The 16,953-nt window shown below is 67.6% G+C and carries 16 protein-coding genes, 2 tRNA genes and 1 pseudogene; 12 read left to right on the top strand and 7 right to left on the bottom strand.

Annotated features, from left to right (window positions below):
* Positions 1–28: 28 nt before the first annotated feature.
* A complete protein-coding gene (locus IE096_RS29295) occupies positions 29–1,042 on the bottom strand; it encodes a bifunctional lysylphosphatidylglycerol flippase/synthetase MprF (RefSeq protein ID WP_189456824.1) in 1,014 nt (337 codons plus the stop codon).
* Positions 1,043–1,348: 306 nt separating this feature from the next.
* On the opposite strand from IE096_RS29295, the gene IE096_RS29290 reads away from it, so the two are divergent.
* The 5 genes from IE096_RS29290 (at position 1,349) to IE096_RS29270 (ending at position 6,441) form a co-directional block, all read left to right on the top strand.
* A complete protein-coding gene (locus IE096_RS29290; protein ID WP_189456822.1) occupies positions 1,349–2,485 on the top strand; it encodes an acyl-CoA dehydrogenase family protein in 1,137 nt (378 codons plus the stop codon).
* A 43-nt stretch (positions 2,486–2,528) separates the two neighbouring features.
* Positions 2,529–3,020 carry a hypothetical protein gene (locus IE096_RS29285; protein ID WP_189456820.1) on the top strand — a complete coding sequence of 164 codons (492 nt, stop codon included), beginning with the start codon at positions 2,529–2,531 and terminating at the stop codon, positions 3,018–3,020.
* Positions 3,017–3,613 carry a flavin reductase family protein gene (locus IE096_RS29280; protein ID WP_189456819.1) on the top strand — a complete coding sequence of 199 codons (597 nt, stop codon included), beginning with the start codon at positions 3,017–3,019 and terminating at the stop codon, positions 3,611–3,613. The genes IE096_RS29285 and IE096_RS29280 overlap by 4 nt, the downstream gene beginning before the upstream one ends.
* A gap of 44 nt (positions 3,614–3,657) precedes the next feature.
* Positions 3,658–4,635, top strand: coding sequence for a VlmB-like protein (locus IE096_RS29275; RefSeq protein WP_189456818.1), 978 nt, complete (start codon positions 3,658–3,660; stop codon positions 4,633–4,635).
* A gap of 132 nt (positions 4,636–4,767) precedes the next feature.
* Positions 4,768–6,441: a pyridoxal-dependent decarboxylase gene (locus IE096_RS29270; protein ID WP_229820693.1), complete on the top strand. Its 1,674-nt coding sequence runs from the start codon at positions 4,768–4,770 to the stop codon at positions 6,439–6,441.
* Positions 6,442–6,683: 242 nt separating this feature from the next.
* Here IE096_RS29270 and IE096_RS29265 read toward each other — a convergent pair.
* Positions 6,684–6,772, bottom strand: a tRNA-Ser gene (locus tag IE096_RS29265).
* Positions 6,773–7,476: 704 nt separating this feature from the next.
* Here IE096_RS29265 and IE096_RS29260 point away from each other — a divergent pair.
* Together IE096_RS29260 and IE096_RS29255 are read left to right on the top strand one after the other, a co-directional pair.
* Positions 7,477–8,304 (top strand): AfsR/SARP family transcriptional regulator, encoded by an 828-nt coding sequence (locus IE096_RS29260; protein ID WP_189456817.1) that lies wholly within the window; start codon positions 7,477–7,479, stop codon positions 8,302–8,304.
* A gap of 110 nt (positions 8,305–8,414) precedes the next feature.
* Positions 8,415–8,503: transfer RNA gene (locus tag IE096_RS29255), tRNA-Ser, on the top strand.
* Between the two features lie 133 nt (positions 8,504–8,636).
* Here IE096_RS29255 and IE096_RS29250 read toward each other — a convergent pair.
* Entirely contained in the window at positions 8,637–9,116 is a 480-nt protein-coding gene (locus IE096_RS29250) for a hypothetical protein (protein WP_189456816.1), read from the bottom strand.
* A gap of 72 nt (positions 9,117–9,188) precedes the next feature.
* Positions 9,189–10,364: an MFS transporter gene (locus IE096_RS29245; protein WP_229820692.1), complete on the bottom strand. Its 1,176-nt coding sequence runs from the start codon at positions 10,362–10,364 to the stop codon at positions 9,189–9,191.
* 269 nt (positions 10,365–10,633) lie between these two features.
* Here IE096_RS29245 and IE096_RS29240 point away from each other — a divergent pair, with 269 nt between their 5' ends.
* Complete coding sequence (locus tag IE096_RS29240) at positions 10,634–11,308, top strand: TetR/AcrR family transcriptional regulator (RefSeq protein WP_189456812.1); 675 nt, start codon at positions 10,634–10,636, stop codon at positions 11,306–11,308.
* Positions 11,309–11,337: 29 nt separating this feature from the next.
* Here the strand turns inward: IE096_RS29240 and IE096_RS29235 are convergent, their stop codons facing one another.
* The gene (locus IE096_RS29235) at positions 11,338–11,730 is read right to left on the bottom strand and encodes a hypothetical protein (RefSeq protein WP_189456810.1); all 393 of its coding nucleotides are present in this window, start codon (positions 11,728–11,730) and stop codon (positions 11,338–11,340) included.
* Positions 11,731–11,836: 106 nt separating this feature from the next.
* On the opposite strand from IE096_RS29235, the gene sigJ reads away from it, so the two are divergent.
* Both sigJ and IE096_RS29225 read left to right on the top strand, forming a co-directional pair.
* Positions 11,837–12,760 carry an RNA polymerase sigma factor SigJ gene (gene sigJ, locus IE096_RS29230; RefSeq protein ID WP_189456808.1) on the top strand — a complete coding sequence of 308 codons (924 nt, stop codon included), beginning with the start codon at positions 11,837–11,839 and terminating at the stop codon, positions 12,758–12,760.
* Positions 12,761–12,889: 129 nt separating this feature from the next.
* A pseudogene (locus IE096_RS29225) lies at positions 12,890–13,500 on the top strand (IS5 family transposase); the annotation flags it as partial.
* Between the two features lie 9 nt (positions 13,501–13,509).
* Here the strand turns inward: IE096_RS29225 and IE096_RS31930 are convergent.
* Complete coding sequence (locus IE096_RS31930; RefSeq protein ID WP_268248365.1) at positions 13,510–13,638, bottom strand: hypothetical protein; 129 nt, start codon at positions 13,636–13,638, stop codon at positions 13,510–13,512.
* A gap of 214 nt (positions 13,639–13,852) precedes the next feature.
* On the opposite strand from IE096_RS31930, the gene IE096_RS29220 reads away from it, so the two are divergent.
* Positions 13,853–14,875 carry a S1 family peptidase gene (locus IE096_RS29220; protein WP_308430392.1) on the top strand — a complete coding sequence of 341 codons (1,023 nt, stop codon included), beginning with the start codon at positions 13,853–13,855 and terminating at the stop codon, positions 14,873–14,875.
* Positions 14,876–15,226: 351 nt separating this feature from the next.
* On the top strand, positions 15,227–15,856 hold the full coding sequence (locus IE096_RS29210; RefSeq protein WP_229820691.1) for a hypothetical protein: 630 nt from the start codon (positions 15,227–15,229) through the stop codon (positions 15,854–15,856).
* A gap of 465 nt (positions 15,857–16,321) precedes the next feature.
* Here the strand turns inward: IE096_RS29210 and IE096_RS29205 are convergent, their stop codons facing one another.
* Positions 16,322–16,924, bottom strand: a complete 603-nt coding sequence (locus IE096_RS29205; protein WP_189456804.1) for a DUF2867 domain-containing protein — start codon at positions 16,922–16,924, stop codon at positions 16,322–16,324.
* Between the last annotated feature and the right edge of the window lie 29 nt (positions 16,925–16,953).

Raw genomic sequence — 16,953 nt, 5'->3', positions numbered from 1 at the left:
TGTCTGTCCGGTATCGGCGGGAGTACGGTTACATCGCGTTCGCGGCCCGCCAGACATTCACGAACCCGTCGATGCTCGCTTTGCCGTCGAAGGCGGCGTACTCGGTGAGGACCAGGCTCTGGTTCCACTTTTCCTTGTAGGCGAGCTGAGTCGAGGCGGGATAGACGATCTGGTTCTCCCACAGGTAGTGCATCAGCCACTTGAATCCCAGGCTGTGGCCTTCCACTTCCCGGTCGTCGCTCAGACTGGTGAAAGGGGTGAAGCCGAAGTGGAGCCAGGGCACACCCTCACCACGGAATACTTCGATGGCGGCCTTGTTGATCGCCTCCATGACGCCCGCGGGGCTGTCGGGACGGCGCCGGCTCAGGTCGTGCATCCATCCGGGGTTCGATCCGTACACGGGGGAGTAGGACACGTAGCCGATCAGCTCCCCGTCCACATGGCCGACGAACAGCCGACGGTGCTCCTGCATGGCACCCCCGGTCTGCCCGACGAGGTACTCCAGCGGACGGGCGCCTTCCCCCTTGATCGGCAGCCAGAGCCGGTCGATCTCGCGGACACCTTCCGCCCACTGCTCGTAATCGGCCTCAATGATGGTCAGACCACTGCGCAGCGCCCGTGAGATCTTGTTGCGCAGCTGCATGTACCGCGTGCCGGCCAGGGTGAAGGTAGTGAGGTCGACGGCATAGGACGCTCCCACCTGGTTGACGGTGAAGCCGTGGCGCGCGTAGATGCGGGCGTCCCGTTCCTGCAGCTGGATCGCGCTCACGGTCAGCCCCTTGTCATGGGCGAACGCGCGGAAACCCAGCAGGAGGTCCTCGTAGGACTCGTCCGGAGCGAACGGTCCACCGAACTGGATCAGATGACTTCCCGCAGGCCGGTAGACCACGACCCCGGGGCGGTCCGGCAGCGTGAAGTAGGAGTTCCCCTCGTTGACGGCCAGGAACGAACTCGGATTCTCGGATTGCGAGTATTCGCGTATGGCGGTCAGAACGTATTCGGCCGACACTGTGCCGGCCGCGTCGCGAGTGGGTGTGCTCATAAGAATCTCTCCTCGGTTCATGGTGACCAACTCCGTGATCGGGAGCGTCGCAGGGAGGCAGGGCAGAACCATGGTGCGGCCTGCGGCGAGACTTCATCAATAGCGATTCCGCTATGCGTTGAAGGGCGTCAGCGCGGTGTCATCGCGATGTCAGCAGGACGTTTCGAAAAGTGGCTCCGAAAGTTATGTCAGGAAGGCGTCAGCGGGTGGTCAGATCGCCATGCCAGGATCGCACCGCGAAATATGTGAACCGAAGCTCCATCCGATTGACCGGCTCTTCGAAACGAATGCTGGAGGATTCCGCGTATGCGCTCCCTCGATCTTGCACGTGAGACGACCGACCGTCTCCACCCCGGGCTGCTCAAGGGACTTTCGGACATCCCCTTGGCCGAGAGGGAGGCTCCCGGAAGCCCGGTCCTGGAGATCTTCAAGGCCCAGGGCGGAGCGGGCCTGCTGGTGCCGGCCGCCTACGGCGGGCTGGGAGCCGACGCGCTGGACGCCGTGCGTGTCACCCGCGCGCTCGGCTCCTGCTCACCCTCGCTCGCCGCCGCGGCCACGATGCACAACTTCACGGCCGCCATGCTGTTCGCCCTGGCCGACCGGGTCGTTCCCCCCAGCCCGTCACAGGTGGAACTGCTCTCCCGCATCGCGCCGGAAGGGCTGCTGCTGGCCTCGGGCTGGGCCGAGGGCCGCACTCAGCAGGACATCCTCAATCCGTCGGTGTCGGCCACCGCTGTCGAGGACGGGTTCGTACTCAACGGCTCGAAGAAGCCCTGCAGCCTCTCGCACTCCATGAACCTCCTCACCGCGAGCGTCATCCTGCCCGTCGAGGACGGCACCACCTCGCTGGCAGTCCTGCTCATCCCCGCGGACTCCGAGGGCATCTCGGTCCACCCCTTCTGGGACAGCCCCATCCTCGCGGCCTCCCAGAGCGACGAGGTCCGCCTGGAGAACGTGCACGTACCCGAGCACCTCGTCATCCGCGGCACGGCGGACGACCCCGAACGTCTCGACGACCTGCAGACCGCGGCGTTCGTCTGGTTCGAAATGCTGATCACCTCCGCCTACGTGGGCGCGGCGAGCGCTCTGACCGAGATGGTCATGAAGCGCGAGCGCGGCAGCGTCACCGACCGGGCCGCCCTGGGCATTCAGCTGGAGTCGGCCGTCTCCCTCACCGAGGGCCTGGCCCGCGCCGTGCGTGACGGGCTCGCCGGCGAGGAAGCCGTCGCCAACTGCCTGACCACGCGCTTCGCCGTCCAGAAGACACTGGCGGCCATCGCCGAGCAGGCGGTCGAGCTCCTCGGCGGCATCGCCTTCATCAAGTCCTCCGACGTCGCCTACCTCTCCTCCGCGCTTCACCCCCTGGCGTTCCACCCGCCCGGCCGGACCAGTTCCTCCCCGCACCTGGTCGAGTACTTCAACGGCGGGCCCCTGCAGATCTGACCCCGGCGCCACGCCACGACACGCACCGACGGGTGGTCTCACCATGGATCAAGTCAACTCATTCGAATCACCGACGACCGTTCGCCTGCACCGGACCGAATACCTCGCGGGCCTCGCGGTCTCCCTCGGATTCTTCATCGCCCACATCGGCGACGTCCGATGGCTCCCGGCGATCATCCTCTTCGTCTACATCGACCTCATCGGCTACATACCCGGGGCGATCGCCTACCACAAGAGTCCGGACAAACGGATCTCGAAGACCTACTACGTGCTGTACAACACGATGCACAGCCTCCTGACCCAGGGACTGGTCATCGGACTGTGGGTCCTGATCAGCGGCTGGGAATGGGCCCTACTGGTCATCCCGATCCACCTCTGCGCCGACCGAGGGGTGTTCGGCAACTTCATGAAGCCCTTCGCCCTGCCCTTCGAGCCCGTCGCGAACGAGGAATTCGCCAAGCTCTCGCAGAACCTCTTCGCCACCCCCGGGGCCCACGCCCGAACCACCTCCAGCCTCGTGGAGTCCGGACAGTGAGCCCCGCACAGGCCACCGGTACGGCACCCGCACCGGACAAGACGACCGAAGCCGCGGAACAACTGATCCGCGACGTCTCACGCCGGCTCGTCACCGGAGTGGCCGTACTGACCGTGGCCCACCAGGACACGGTGCACGCCGCCACGGTGAGCACCGCCTGCGTGGTCTCACAGCGCCCGCTGACCCTGTCGTTCAGCCTGCGCCGCGAGTCGCTCATGACGAGTCTGATCTCTCAGAGCCGTCAGTTCGTCGTCAACGTGCTGACGGGACGCCAGGCCCTGTTGGCCGACTGGTTCGCCAACCCCCAACGGCCCCCGGGCCACCGTCAGTTCGACCTCATCAAATGGGAAGCGGACCCCACCTCCGGCGCCCCTGTCCTCCAGGACAGCCTGGCCCGGCTCACCTGCCGGCTCACCGACCAGATCAAGGTCGGAGACGCCGACACCCTCCTGATCGCCACTGCCACCGACGCCCAGGCGGCCCCCGGCCGACCGCTGGTCAACTTCGCCGGCCACCTCCACGACGTCGAGTTCCGCGACGTGGTCCGGCGACAGGGATGGCGCGCCCCCGGCGCCCCGGCAGGCCTGGAGTGAACACCCCGACCGCACCCGCCCGTTCTGAAAGGAAGCACCACGCCATGACCCTCCCCATTCCCACCGAGGCCGACTGGGACCAGGCTCCCTCGCTCCTCGACGGCGCCATGAACCTCGACCTGACAGCCGAGCAGTGCGACCTGTCGTACTGGTTCCAGGCCGTGGCTCAAGGAACTCTGCGCGATCGCGCGGCGACCGGCCACACGGCCGACGAAGTGACGCCTGAACACATGCGCAAGGACGGCCCACTGCGCGACGCCCAGATACTCGAACTGGGGTGCCGCTCGGTCGCCGAAGCGGAGGGCACCCGTGCTCTGGCGTACTACGTCGCCCATGCCACCGGCCTGCCCGAGATGGATTTCTTCGCCACCCAGCTCATGGACGAGGCGCGGCACTCGATGGTGTTCCGCAATCACCTGGTCGAGATGGGTGTTCCCAAGGCCGATCTCCACGACACCATCGCCAAGCTGACCGTGGGCTACAAGCGCGAAGTGCTCGACCCGATCCTGGAGTTCGCTCTCCAGTCGGTGCGTGACGACGACGACTTCATCGGTGGCGTTGCCATCTTCACGATCATCATCGAGGGCGTGCTCGCGCCGGCGGCCGAGCTGAGCGAGCGCAAGTGGAACCTCATCGACCCGGCCGCCAGCGCCATCGCCCGCGGCGCCGCGATCGACGAGATCCGCCACCTGACCGTGGGCAGCTCCATCGTCCGTGAGTACCTCCAGAAGCACCCGGAGTACCGCTCGAAGCTGATGGACATCATCGTCCGGGGCCGGAAGCTCTGGGACACCATTCCGGACAAGAAGTACATCATGGAGCGCGAGCACCTCTTCCAGGAGGGCATGCACCAGCACGCCGACCTGATCGGCGACTACGAGGTGTGGCCCGGCCGCCGCCTGCTCGACACCACCGCCGAGGAGCGCTACACCACCGCCGAGCAGTGGACGGACAAGATGGCCGCCGCCCGCCTGGTCTACATGGGCCTCGAAGAGGCCATCGAGATCCTCCGGCTCACCTGACCCCGTTCCCGTCGGCCCGGTCCTCCCGCCCGCCAGGAGCCGGGACGGACCGGGCCGGCCGCACGGCCGGCAGCGCGTCGCCGCGCGCGGTGATTCACGGGAAGAAACTCGAGAAGAGACAAGGCACCCACCGTGACGACCTCAGTTAACACCCCCATGCCCGATCTCCCCTTCGGCCCCGAGGACACCCCGTGGCAGAAGACGTTCAGCCGCCTTCGCGTCCTCGAGGAGATGCCCCGGGTATCCGCCCCGGCGGACGATCCCCGGCGTTCCTACCCCGAGGTCCCCGAGATCCCCTACGCCAAGGTGCAGCTGCCCGCCGGCGGTCTGGACGCCGAACAGTACGCACAGGCAGAGGCTCTCTTCCGGAGCCACATCGACCGGCAGACCGAGAACTTCATCGGCTACCAGATCAACAACGACATCGGTCTCAAGGACCGTCTCGGGCACTACCTCGACCGGCACATCAACAACGTCGGTGACCCCTATCAGTCGGGGGCCTTCACCACGAACTCCAAGATCCTCGAGAGGGCCGTCCTCGACTACTTCGCCTCCTTATGGAACGCCAAGTGGCCCCACCGGGCCGATGACCCCGACTCCTACTGGGGCTACCTGCTCACCATGGGATCGAGCGAGGGCAACCTCTACGGCCTGTGGAACGCCCGCGACTTCCTGTCCGGAAGGCTGCTGCGACGCGAGGTCGACCCCGACACGCAGTCCCCGTCCGGCGCGGTCTACACCCAGGCCGCCCGCCAGGAGGGCCAGAGCCCCCACGCCTACCACCCCGTGGCCTTCTTCTCCCAGGACACCCACTACTCCCTGACCAAGGCAGTACGGGTACTGGGCATCGACACCTTCCACGAAGTGGGAAGCACACGCTACCCGGACGAGAACCCGCTCGGCCCCGGAACTCCCTGGCCTACCGAGGTGCCCTCGGTCGGAGGCATGAACGGCACGGGCTCCATCGACGTGGACAAGCTCGCCGTGCTCGTCCGCTTCTTCGCCGCCAAGGGCTACCCGATCCTGGTCAACCTCAACTACGGCTCGACCTTCAAGGGTGCCTACGACGACGTCGCCACGGCGGCCCGGACCGTTCGCGAGATCTGCGCCGAGTACGGCCTGGACGAACGCCGCGTGTACCACAGTCGCGGTCAGGACAGCGCCTATGACCTGCGCCCCGGCTACTGGATCCACGTCGACGGAGCCCTGGGAGCAGGCTACGCCCCGTTCCTGGAGATGGCCCGCGACGCGGGCATGATCGAGCAGGCCCCTCCGGTCTTCGACTTCCGGCTCGCCGAGGTCCACAGCCTGACCATGAGCGCCCACAAGTGGATGGGTGCCCCCTGGCCGTGCGGTGTGTTCATGACGCGTACGGGGCTGCAGATGATCCCGCCCAGGGCCGCGGAGTACATCGGTTCCTCGGACACGACGTTCGCCGGATCCCGCAACGGCCTGTCGGCCCTCGTCCTGTGGGACCACCTCGCCAGGAACTCCTACGACGACCAGATACGCAAGGCGGTCCACGCTCAGCGGATGGCCGGTCACGTGCATGACCGGCTTCTCGCCCTCCAGAAGGAAGTGGCGGCCGACCTCTGGGTCGCCCGCAGCCCGCAGGCGCTGACCGTACGGTTCCGACGGCCCAACGCGGACATCGTCCGGAAGTACTCGCTCTCCTCGGAGACCCTGCACGTCGACGGCGAGGAGCGGCCCTACGTCCACCTCTACACGATGAATCACGTCACGGAGGAGCTGGTCGACGACCTGTTGCGGGACCTCCGCCGGCCTGGAGCCTTCGCGGACGCCTGATCCTTGACCTCGTACCGTGCGTGGGTACGGCGGCGAGCCGCCGCTGTACCCACGCACGGACGTGTCACAGGAATGCCTCATGAACGGGTATGCGGTCCGGCCTTGTTCCGCCAATGCGCCCACCCGGAATCCAGGATGGGCGCAGCAGTGGAACAAGGCCGGAAAAGTGCGTGGGGCGGCGGGATTCGTATACCGGTCGGAATAAACCGGACCGGTATCGATTGTGGTATCGACCGCTGGAGCGGAGAGGGCAGGATTCGAACCTGCGCGGGCCGGAGCCCGGCTGAGGTAGTACCTCGAGCCCCCGTTGGGCCACTTCGGGTACCTCTCCTTGTCGAAGCGGGGGTCGTCGGCGGTGGGGAGTCCCGATGATCCCTGTTCAACTGCAGCAGACCGTTGGGGCCTTGCCGCGTCGCCCACTATGCCAACACGCGCTGATCATTGGCTGACTTCGAGCTGACAAGCACCCTGCCTTGTGCCGTTTTGCCGCTTCCTGCAAGGGCGTTTGTTGAATGAGTGATCGGGCGACGGCGCCGGCCCGGTGTGAAACGGAACGGGCGGTCTTCTTTCGCTTGACCGACTGTGCGGCCCATGCAACTATCCATTCGATGACCGGCGGTCGGTCATATGACGCGGAGGTGCGGGGGATGCACAAGAGAGCGGCGTCGGCGTTGAGCCGGCCACAGCCTGTCCTGCCAGGGACGGCCCGAACCCTGTAAACGCCGCGACCGCGAAGGGCCGCTGTTCAGGTCCCGTGACTCCGCTCGCGGGGATACCCGGGCCCCATCTCTCGGTCGCCGGCTATTCCGCGGGGACTTCCGTGCCCTGCCCGCTCATCCTTTGCCGCCTCTCCCACCGAGCGAGGCTTGACCGAAGCCGCTCCGCTCTTTTTGTTCACATGGCGTGCGCATGACGTATGCGCCGGGCCACCCCCCTACCAGTCGATGCTCAGCGGACATGACCCGCTGAGTTCGTACGGTGCTCATGCCACCGTGCCGGAATACCCACACACGGATTCTTGCCGCTGGAGGCATCATGCTGAACTTCCGGATCCTGGGAGCCATCGAGATCGGTTCGCCGGTCGGCTCTCTGCGGCCCAAAGGAGCCCTGCAGAGGTCTCTCCTGATGGCCTTCTTAGCCAATGCCAGCAAGCTGGTACCCACCCAGACGCTGATCGACGAGCTCTGGGACTGCAACCCACCGGAGCGGGTCGAGAACGCCTTGCAGGCCCACGTCAGCAGGCTGCGACGGCAGCTGACCGCCCTGGAGCCCGAGGTCTCGGTATCCAGGCTCATCACCCACCCCTCCGGCTACCGGCTCATCGTCGAAGAGAATGAGCTGGATGTGGCCACCTTCCTCAATGGGCTCGAGCGCCTGAGACACCAGCGAGGCCCGGCTGCCGAGATCGCCCGGGAAGCCCGCGGACTGCTCGCCTTGTGGGGAGGTCCCGCCTTTGGCGGTTTCACAGGAGGGCCGATCGCGCAGGCGGCTGCCAGTCTGTACGAGGAGTCCTACCTCTCCGCGCTGGAGCTGCTGTTCGACTGCGAGCTGGAGGACGGCAACCACCAGCGCATCGTCCCCGAACTGCGTGAGCTGCTCGTCAAGCACCCGTACAAGGAGCGCTTCCGGCAGCAGTTGATGGTCGCGCTGTACCGCTCCGGACGCCAGGCGGACGCTCTTGATGTCTACCAGGACCTGCGGCACCAATTGTCCGACGACCTGGGACTGACGCCGTCGCCGATCATGCGGGAGTACGAGCGGGCCGTCCTCGAACAGGATCCCGTCCTCATCAGCGTCGATCCGGCCCACCGCGGGGTGCCGCTGAGTCCGACGTCCAGCCGTCAGCTGCATGTCAGCCGCTGATCAGACAGTGTTGGCATAGTGAATGACGCGGGAGGGCCGGACGGCCCGACCGCGGTCGGGCGGGGGAACCACTGGCACCCCCCACAACTCGTGGTTCCACGGCTCGACAAGGAGAGGTACCCGAAGTGGCCCAACGGGGGCTCGAGGTACTACCTCAGCCGGGCTCCGGCCCGCGCAGGTTCGAATCCTGCCCTCTCCGCCGCGTTGGCGATACAGACAGTCCGGGTGGGTTCCCAGTCCTCGGGAGAGGGGTCGGGAACCCACCCGGACTCTCTGTGTGGCGCGGTGGAGTGGGGCGAAGCCGGAGAGCGTCGCCCCACTGCCGGGTGGGATCACCCGCGATTGCCGAGTTCGGCCAGCCGGACGGCGTGGCCGGGGATGTTCTGCTTGGCGCGGATGTCGATGAGGCCGGACCACGTCAGCTGGGAGTCCGAGACATGACGGCCGTCGCGGTCGTGGATGCGCAGCTCGACGTCGGCGCTCCAGGCGCTCTTGGGCATCAGGTCCAGCAGGTCCATCAATTCCACGGCGTTGCGGTGCAGTACCTCGATGCGCTGGAGGTGGGTCGTGCCGGCGATCAGGTCGTCGATGGCCCGGGTGTCCATGGCGGGCTGGTTGTCGACGACGACGCTGGTAGCACCGCCGAGCAGCTCGCGCGCCGCGGTCGTCAGGACGCGATCGCTGAGAGCGATGTGCGCCAGCAGCCATGCCACGTCAGCGCGCTCGGCGTCCGTGATCGGCGAGGCGTCGGTGATGCCTTCAGCCGCTTTGACGAGTCTTTGATAGGCGTCGGTGAGGTCGGTGAGGTCCATCAGCTGTCTCTTCCAGGAGTTCGGAGTCGTGTGAGCCGGTATCGATACCGGCCTGGGGCCGCATGCGTGTCGTCAGGCGGTCTGCTTGCGGCGGGAGAGAGCGATCAGGTCGATGAGGCAGAGGACGGCGACAACGGCGGAGAACCACTGAACGGCCTGGAGGAGGGGGATGGTGCGGGCGAGAAGGCCGACGCCGATGACGGGTACGCCGACGCCGAGGTAGACCACGACGTAGAAGCTGGAGATGACGTCGGCGTGGCGGTCCGGGGGAGCGGTGCGGTTGACCTCGGTGATGCTGCCGAGGAAGGCCATGCCCTGACCGACGCCGCCGATGACGGTGGCCACGAGCAGCAGCGGCAGGGAGGAGATGCCTCCGGCGACGGCGAGCAGGACGAGGCCGCCGGCGAGGAGCGCGAGGCCGGTGATCTGGAGGATGCGGGCCTGCTTGCCGTAGGAGAGGAGCTGGGCGAGGCAGGAGCAGGCGAGCATGAGGGTGACGGCACCGCCGGCGAGCGCGAGGTTGGTGCTGCCGGAGAGCTTGGTGACGTAGGTGGGCACCAGGGCGAGGAAGAGCCCGACGACGGTGAAGGCGAGGAAACTGGCCGTGCCGCTGGTGCCGAAGACGCCGCGCACGGACGGGGGGATCGACGGGCGCCGGGGCCGCCACTTGGTGGCCGGGCGGGCGGCCGGCAGGAGCAGCACGGCGATGAACGCGGGCACCAGCAGGATGATCTCGACGATGAACGGGAGCTTGTAGGGCGCGGGCGCGTACTCGGCGAGGATGCCCGCGAGGAGGGGGCCGGTGCCCAGGCCGCCGACGGAGGCGACGGTGGAGACCAGCGCGGCGCGGCGGCGGTTGCCGGTGGGTTCGGCCTCGTTGAGGGCGGCGGTCAGCGCGCCGGAGGCCGCACCGACGGCGAGGCCCTGGAGCAGACGGGCGCCGAAGAGCCAGGCGACGTTGGTGGCCATGGCGAAGGCGGCGGAGCCGAGCGCGGCGACGATCACGGCCGGGACCAGGACCTTGCGCCGGCCGATGGCGTCGGAGAGCGGCCCGAAGATCAGCAGGGACGGGACGAGGGCCGCCACGTAGACCGCGAAGATCAGGGTCACCATCAGCGGCGAGAAGCCGAACTGCTCCTGGAAGCCGCGGTAGAGGGGTGTGGGGACGTTGGTCCCGGTGAGTAAGAACAGCAGTGTGTAGGCGATGGCCCAGAACCTCCCCCTGCTCCCGGTCGGCTGGGGTACCACTGCGGGGGGTGTGACGTGCTGCGTTGTCATCTCGTCCTCAAGAGAGCGGGTGACCTGTGATGATGCCCGGCCGGCCCCGGGGGTTGGGCCGGCCGGTGGTCAGCTCGGCGGCAGGCATCCGCCTGAGTGACTGGCGGTCAGTCAAACAGGATCGATGGGCCTAGTCAACCACTGACCAGCGGTCAGTCATGTGTGACCGGCGGTCGGTCAGATATAGTTCTGGCGAAATCGTCCCAACCTCATGGGGCACAGCGGATGGAGGTGTGCCGATGACACCGCGCACGCGACGCAAGCGAGTCACCAAGAGCCAGGACCACCGCCGAGAGGACATCCTGCGTGCGGGTGAGGAGGTCTTCGGAACCGTCGGCTTCAACCAAGCCACCATCACCGACCTCACCAACGCCGCCGACATCGGCAAAGGCACGTTCTACCTCTACTTCGACTCCAAGGACCACCTCCTCGGAGCGCTCTGGGAGCGCTACGTCGATGCCATCGTCACCACCACCCAGAGCATCCTCGGCGAAGGCTCGGCCTGGTGGCCCACGATCGACCGCCTCCTGACCGCCCTCATCCACCACGCCGTGCGCAACGCCGAACTGCACCGCATCGTCTACGGCTCCGCCAACGCCAAGTCCCTGGAGATCTGCAAACAGGCCAACCAGCGCGTCATCGACCTCATCTGCGACTTCGTCGCCCGAGGCGCCCACGCCGGAGCCTTCCACGCCACCGACCCCGCCGCCGCCTTCCGCATGGTCTACCACGCCACGGACGGCCTCCTCGACGACCTGATCTCCACCCGCGAGGCCATCGACGCCGACAAGGTCATCACCATGGTCCTGGAACTCACCCACCGCGCCCTGGGAGACCCCGGCCCCGGCCTGCTGCCCCGGCAGAAGGCCCCCGCCGACCCCACCGTGCTGGAAACCGGGACTTCCTTCCCGTAGGACGACCCCAGGCAGCCACGTATCGAACCTCAGCGTCTTACCAGCGCCAGCACACTCAGGCCGAACATCAAGACGCCCAAGGGGAGATGGACCGACGGGACATGCGCGATGCCGAGCACGACCTGAACCGAAGCGAGCACGAGAAAACCTGACGCGTGCCAGATTGACCGGGCCGAGCCGCCGCCCCACTTCCACGCCAGCACCGCGGCGAACACGTACAACATCGATGCCCCGTACATCACCCGGGCTCCGACACTGTGCAGTGTCTCTCCGTAGGAGGAAGTCAGCAGAAGCCCGGCAGAGACTGCCTGAAGGAAGATGGTCAGGGTCTGCAGGGCGATCGCCATCCGCAGGAACGAGGAGCTGCGTCGTGCGTTCGCCGCCCTCGCCGCCCTCGCCGTCTTCGTCATCTGAGTGGCCATGTCGCAGTCCCCTTTTCCGCCCTGCCTTCGGGCAGTAGGTCGATAAGGTCTCACCATCCCGACGACGCGGGCCTGCGAAAGGTAAGGCGAGGGGGCGGAAGAACGTATGGGGACTGCCGGAGGCAGTGCAGAGGAGATAGCAGGCGAGCGACGTCACCTGATCAATGTCGCTTACCGGTTGCTCGGTTCGGTGACCGAGGCCGAGGACGCGGTACAAGATGCCTTTGCACGCTGGTACGGGCTGTCGCGAAGCCGGCGGGAGGAGATCCTGTCTCCCGGCGCCTGGCTGACGACGGTGACCAGCCGCATCTGCCTGGACCTGCTCGGCTCGGCGCGGGTCCGCCGTGAACGCTACGTCGGCGCGTGGCTGCCCGAGCCGCTGCCCGACCGCACCGAGTGGAACCATGCGGGCGACGTCGACCCCACCGGCCCTGCGGATCCCGCCGACCAGATCGTCCTGGACGAATCGGTGACCATGGCCTTCCTCGTCGTCCTGGAGTCGATGACGCCCGCGGAGCGGGTGGCGTTCGTTCTCCACGATGTCTTCCGCTACCCGTTCACCGAGATCGCCGACGTTCTCGGCCGGACACCCGCGGCCTGCAAACAACTGGCGGCCTCCGCTCGGCGACGAGTGAGCGTCGCGCGCGCTCCGATGACGACGACCGGTCAGGCCGACGTGGTGAAGCACGTCAAAGAGGCATGGGAGGCCAGGGACATCACAGCCCTCGTCGGCCTCCTCGATCCGGCCGCCGTGATGACCGCTGACGGCGGCGGCATGGTCGGCACCGTCCTGCGCCCCGTCGAGGGCGGCGCGCGCATAGCCCAGTACATGATCGCCATTGCCGACAAGTCTCCGGGGCTCGAACTCCTGGAGCGGTCGGTCAACGGTGTGCCGGGCCTGGTGGCCCAGCGTGCCGGCGTCGTCATGACCGTAGCCTCGTTCGACGTCTCCGACGGCCGCGTCACCCGGATCTGGGCGATCCGCAGCCCGAAGAAGCTCGGGCCGTGGACACGACACGGCCGGCTGTAGCCGCTGCACAACTTGCGGCCGGCCGCCTTCCCGCCGGGCCAGGACAGCGATCTGGCGGGGTTCGCAAGGCGGCGGGCGACGACACTACGGGGACCGGGGGAGACGTTCAGTCCATCGTGGCCGACGGTGTACCGGCACTTCACCGAGTGGAGCCAGGCCCGGGTATGGGGCAAGCTCCACCGCCTGGTGCTTGACGAGCTGGGCTCGCGCGGCGATCTGGACTGGTCGCGGTGCGCGATCGACTCCGTGAATATGCGCGCGATGAAAGGGGGGATCTGACAGGCCCGAATCCTGTCGATCGGGGAAAGAACGGATCGAAGATCCACTTGATTACCGAGCGGACCGGTCTGCCCCTCTCCATCGGCATCTCCGCCGCGAACACCCACGACAGCCTCGGACTCGAACCCCTGGTACGCGGCATACCGCCCATCCGCTCGTGCGGAGGTCCCCGGCGGCGCCGGCCTGCCAAGCTCCATGCCGACAAGGGCTACGACTACGATCACCTGCGGAAATGGCTACGCACCCGCAACATCACGCCTCGCATCGCCCGCCGGGGGGTAGAGTCCTCCACCCGCCTCGGCCGGCACGGGTGGACCGTCGAGCGCACAGTGAGCTGGCTGGGCGGCTTCCGCCGCCTGCATCGCCGCTACGAGCGCAATGCCGAGCGCTTCCTAGCCTTCGCCGGCATTGCCGCCGCCCTCATCTGCTATCGCCGACCCGCCAAGCCGGGGTGCTCCTGACGGTCCGGATCACCGCCACCCGGGCGAAATGGTGGCGAGCTGCTTCAGCAGATCCCAGTCGGCCGGCCGCAGCTCCGGCTCATGCCACTGGGCGCCGCTGGCAACCCAGTAACCGCGCAGCTCACCGACCTGCGACACGTTGGCGTTCCCGATGCCGGACTCGTTGTAGCAGCACGGCAGATGCCGGCACCGATCCGTGCTCTGCCGGATTCTCCTTGTTCCGGCCTCCGAGTTTCCCCCGTGCGCAGGTAGGGCTGCCCACAGGACCGACCGACCCGTTGCCCGGATGGTCTGCCTGACCCGGCACGACGAGGCTGAATGCACAGATCCACCAAGCAAAAGGGAACCATCTGTGTTCAGTTTCAAGCCCCTGGGCCGCCGTACCGTCCGCACTGCCTTCGTCGGCGCCCTCGCCGTCGCGGCCTGCACCACCGTGATGGCTGGCAGCGCCACAGCCCTCGTCAACGGGTCGGACTCCAGCGAGAGTTACCCCTTCATGGCGGTCATCCCGGAGTCGGCGCCGTCGCAGGGGCTGATCGACGGGAACTGCGGGGCGTCGCTGATCGACCGGCAGTGGGTGCTGACGGCGGCCCACTGCCTCGCGGTCGAGGGCATCGAACTCGACGGCATCGTGCGCATCGGCACCGACCACCGCAAGTCCGGCGGCACCGTCCGCAAGATCGACCGGTCCTTCGTCCACCCCGGCTACGTCAACGGTGACAACAAGGCCGCCAACAAGAACGACATCGCGCTGATACGCCTGGACCGCCCAGTCACCCAGAAGCCCATCAAGATCGCCGACGAGCCCGGGCGGCCCGGCACACCCACCCGGCTCCTGGGCTTCGGTACCACCAGCGACACCAAACTCACCTTCCCCGACCGGCTGCAGGAGCTGAACACCCGCAGGGGCGCCGAGTCCGAATGCGCGCCCGGCTACGCGGACCGCACGCGCCTGTGCACGATCACCACCAAGCCGAAGTCCATGGCCTGCTTCGGCGACTCCGGCGGACCGCAGATCAAGAAGGGGCGGGGCGACCGCTGGGAGCTGATCGGCGTCACCTCCGGGCCCGGCGCCCCGAAGGCGCCGTGCTCCGAGGGCCCCGGCCTCTACACCAGCGCACCCGCCTACGTGAACTGGATCACCAAGACGATGAAGGCCAACGCCCCCGCGCCCGCGCGGGCCACCACGCCTTCGGCCGCCGACCAGGGCTCCAGCCCCGCCACGACCGGCACGGCTGACAAGAGCTCCGCACTCGCCGAGACCGGCACCAACGACAACACCGCCGCGATCGCCGGTGCGGCCAGCGCCCTGATCGTCGCCGGTGGCGGCCCGGCCGCCGTCGTACACCGCCGCAAGGCCCGCAACGCCGCCTGAGCCGAACAGGCCTCAAGAGCATCGCCCGCCGCCTTGTGGACGTGTCGGCGCCACCGGCACCACCCGCTGGAACAACTCCCATAACCCGTCCGGGACAAGACGCTCCCTGATCATCACGGTCGAAGGTTGACGAACCCGCCAGATGCAACAACGTCTTAAAGAGCCGGCGACGAGGCCGTCGGTCTCACCAACCGGCGCGTCGGCCACGCCGAGTACGCGGCCGCGGACGTCATTGGGGGCGCCTGCGGGTCCTACGCGCACGGCCCGGAGGCATACGCGCCGCGTGTCGGGCGAGGGCGATCCCGCCCGGCTGGGCTGGCCCGTCGACAGCCTCGGACGGCTTGCTCCAGCTTGAACGTATCGAACGTACCAGCCGGACCTGGCGCACCCTTCGGCCCGGACGCCCCAGGGGCATCGCTGCCTCTCCTGGCAACCGACGAGGAGGCCGTCGCGTTCTTTGCCGGAGTCGCAGACCTGGACGTGACGGACCCGGTTCCCCACATGCTGGAGGAGGGGGTCCGGCTCGCCTCCGGGGCCCGGCTGGAGCGGTTCGCGCGGGCCGCTTCGGGGGACGCGTTCTGCTTCGTAGACGAGGGAGGCGAGGAACGCCCAGTGGTATATGTGAGCCTCGACGGCGAGGCCGGCCCGCTCGCGCTCGGGCTCCCGGAGCTGGTGCGGCTGTGTCTCGTGGCGCCGTGGTGGCGTGACGCTCCCGGTCGGACAGCCGAAGAACTCCGGGCAATCGCCGACGAGGACCGGGAGGACCTGCCTGACCTCGATCGGCGACGCGACCGTGTGGCCCGGGCACTCGGTTTCGACCCGGCCGGACTGCCATCCGAGACGATGGCTCTGGCCCGGCTCATGGAGCTTTCCCGAGAACTGGTGGCTGCGGCCTGCCTCGTCGTCGGGTACGAGGGAGACCCACTCGACCCCCTCTTCGACGCTGCCCGCGCCCACCCCTATCCCATTCGATGGCCTTGAGGCGGTTCTCGCACACACCGCGCCGCTGTGGCATACGCAGACACGTTCACGCGCCAGAGCACCGTCATCATCGGGGACTTCCTCCAGGCAGTTCGCATAGAGATCGAGGGAGGGCCAGAGCCATCGACGTCGCATCCGGGACGAACCAGCCGGACATCTGGAAATCCGTCGAGTCCGTCGCCTGTGATTCCCCCGCGATCTGCCGGCGCCCGGCAAGTACATCGTGGTGCCACCACGGGCCCGTCGGTTCACCCGCGCGGAGAGCTCCAGTTCGCACCAGGCGTTCGCCGAGCAGGCACCTGGGCTCACCTGCCGGTTCAACCGGCGGACCGAGCGGCTGCGAACGGCGTTGGTCAGCGACGGTCTCGAGCTCGCGGGCCACGTCGGCACCTGTACCGTGAATGTTGCTGCCATTCGCCTCTGACTCCGCTTATGACCCGCCGGACAGGCCATAGTGGCACCGCGTCAGCGCGCGACCCGGCTGGCGGCGTTCGCCTGCCACTCGCGGGCGATGGAGCGCATCAGCGCCGGGTATACCCCGGCGTACCGGAAAGGCTTGATAGCGGCCATATAGAGGGTTCCGAAAAACCCGTTCGGCTTCACCAGGACGGCCATCTGGCCCCGGTAGCCCCCGGCCCCGTCCGGGACCCAGCCGATGTGCATCACTGCGTGCACGGTCTTGTTGCCCATCTCGGCGGCCCACTCGTCGTCCCTCAGGTAGAGCGAGGTGAACGGAGAAGAGCCGAGGTCGGGACCCTGAGAACCCTCGCGGAGGTCCTTCGGCAAACGGTCGCGCAGGGAGGGCAGCCGGGTGCCGATGCCGGTATCGGACTTGTCCCAGCCGAGCAGCGCCCCGAGCTTCCAGCGGACGGCGAAGAGCACGCGGGAGACGGGACCTTCTCCGCTCACCCCGCCCCTGATTCCTTCGGCGAACTGGCGCACCAGCCACACAAGGTCGTCGGGTCCGCCGGGGGTGGGCAGTGCCCACACGTCCTCAACCGTGAAGTCGCCGGCGATCTCGTGGATCCGCCAGGGGAGGCTGGTGTGGGCGGTTCGGGGAAGCCGCATGAGCGGGCTCCTCTCCATGCGGGTATCTA

The sequence above is a fragment of the Streptomyces abikoensis genome (assembly GCF_014648775.1).
Taxonomy (GTDB): domain Bacteria; phylum Actinomycetota; class Actinomycetes; order Streptomycetales; family Streptomycetaceae; genus Streptomyces; species Streptomyces abikoensis.
This window is presented reverse-complemented; position numbering and strand designations above follow the sequence as displayed.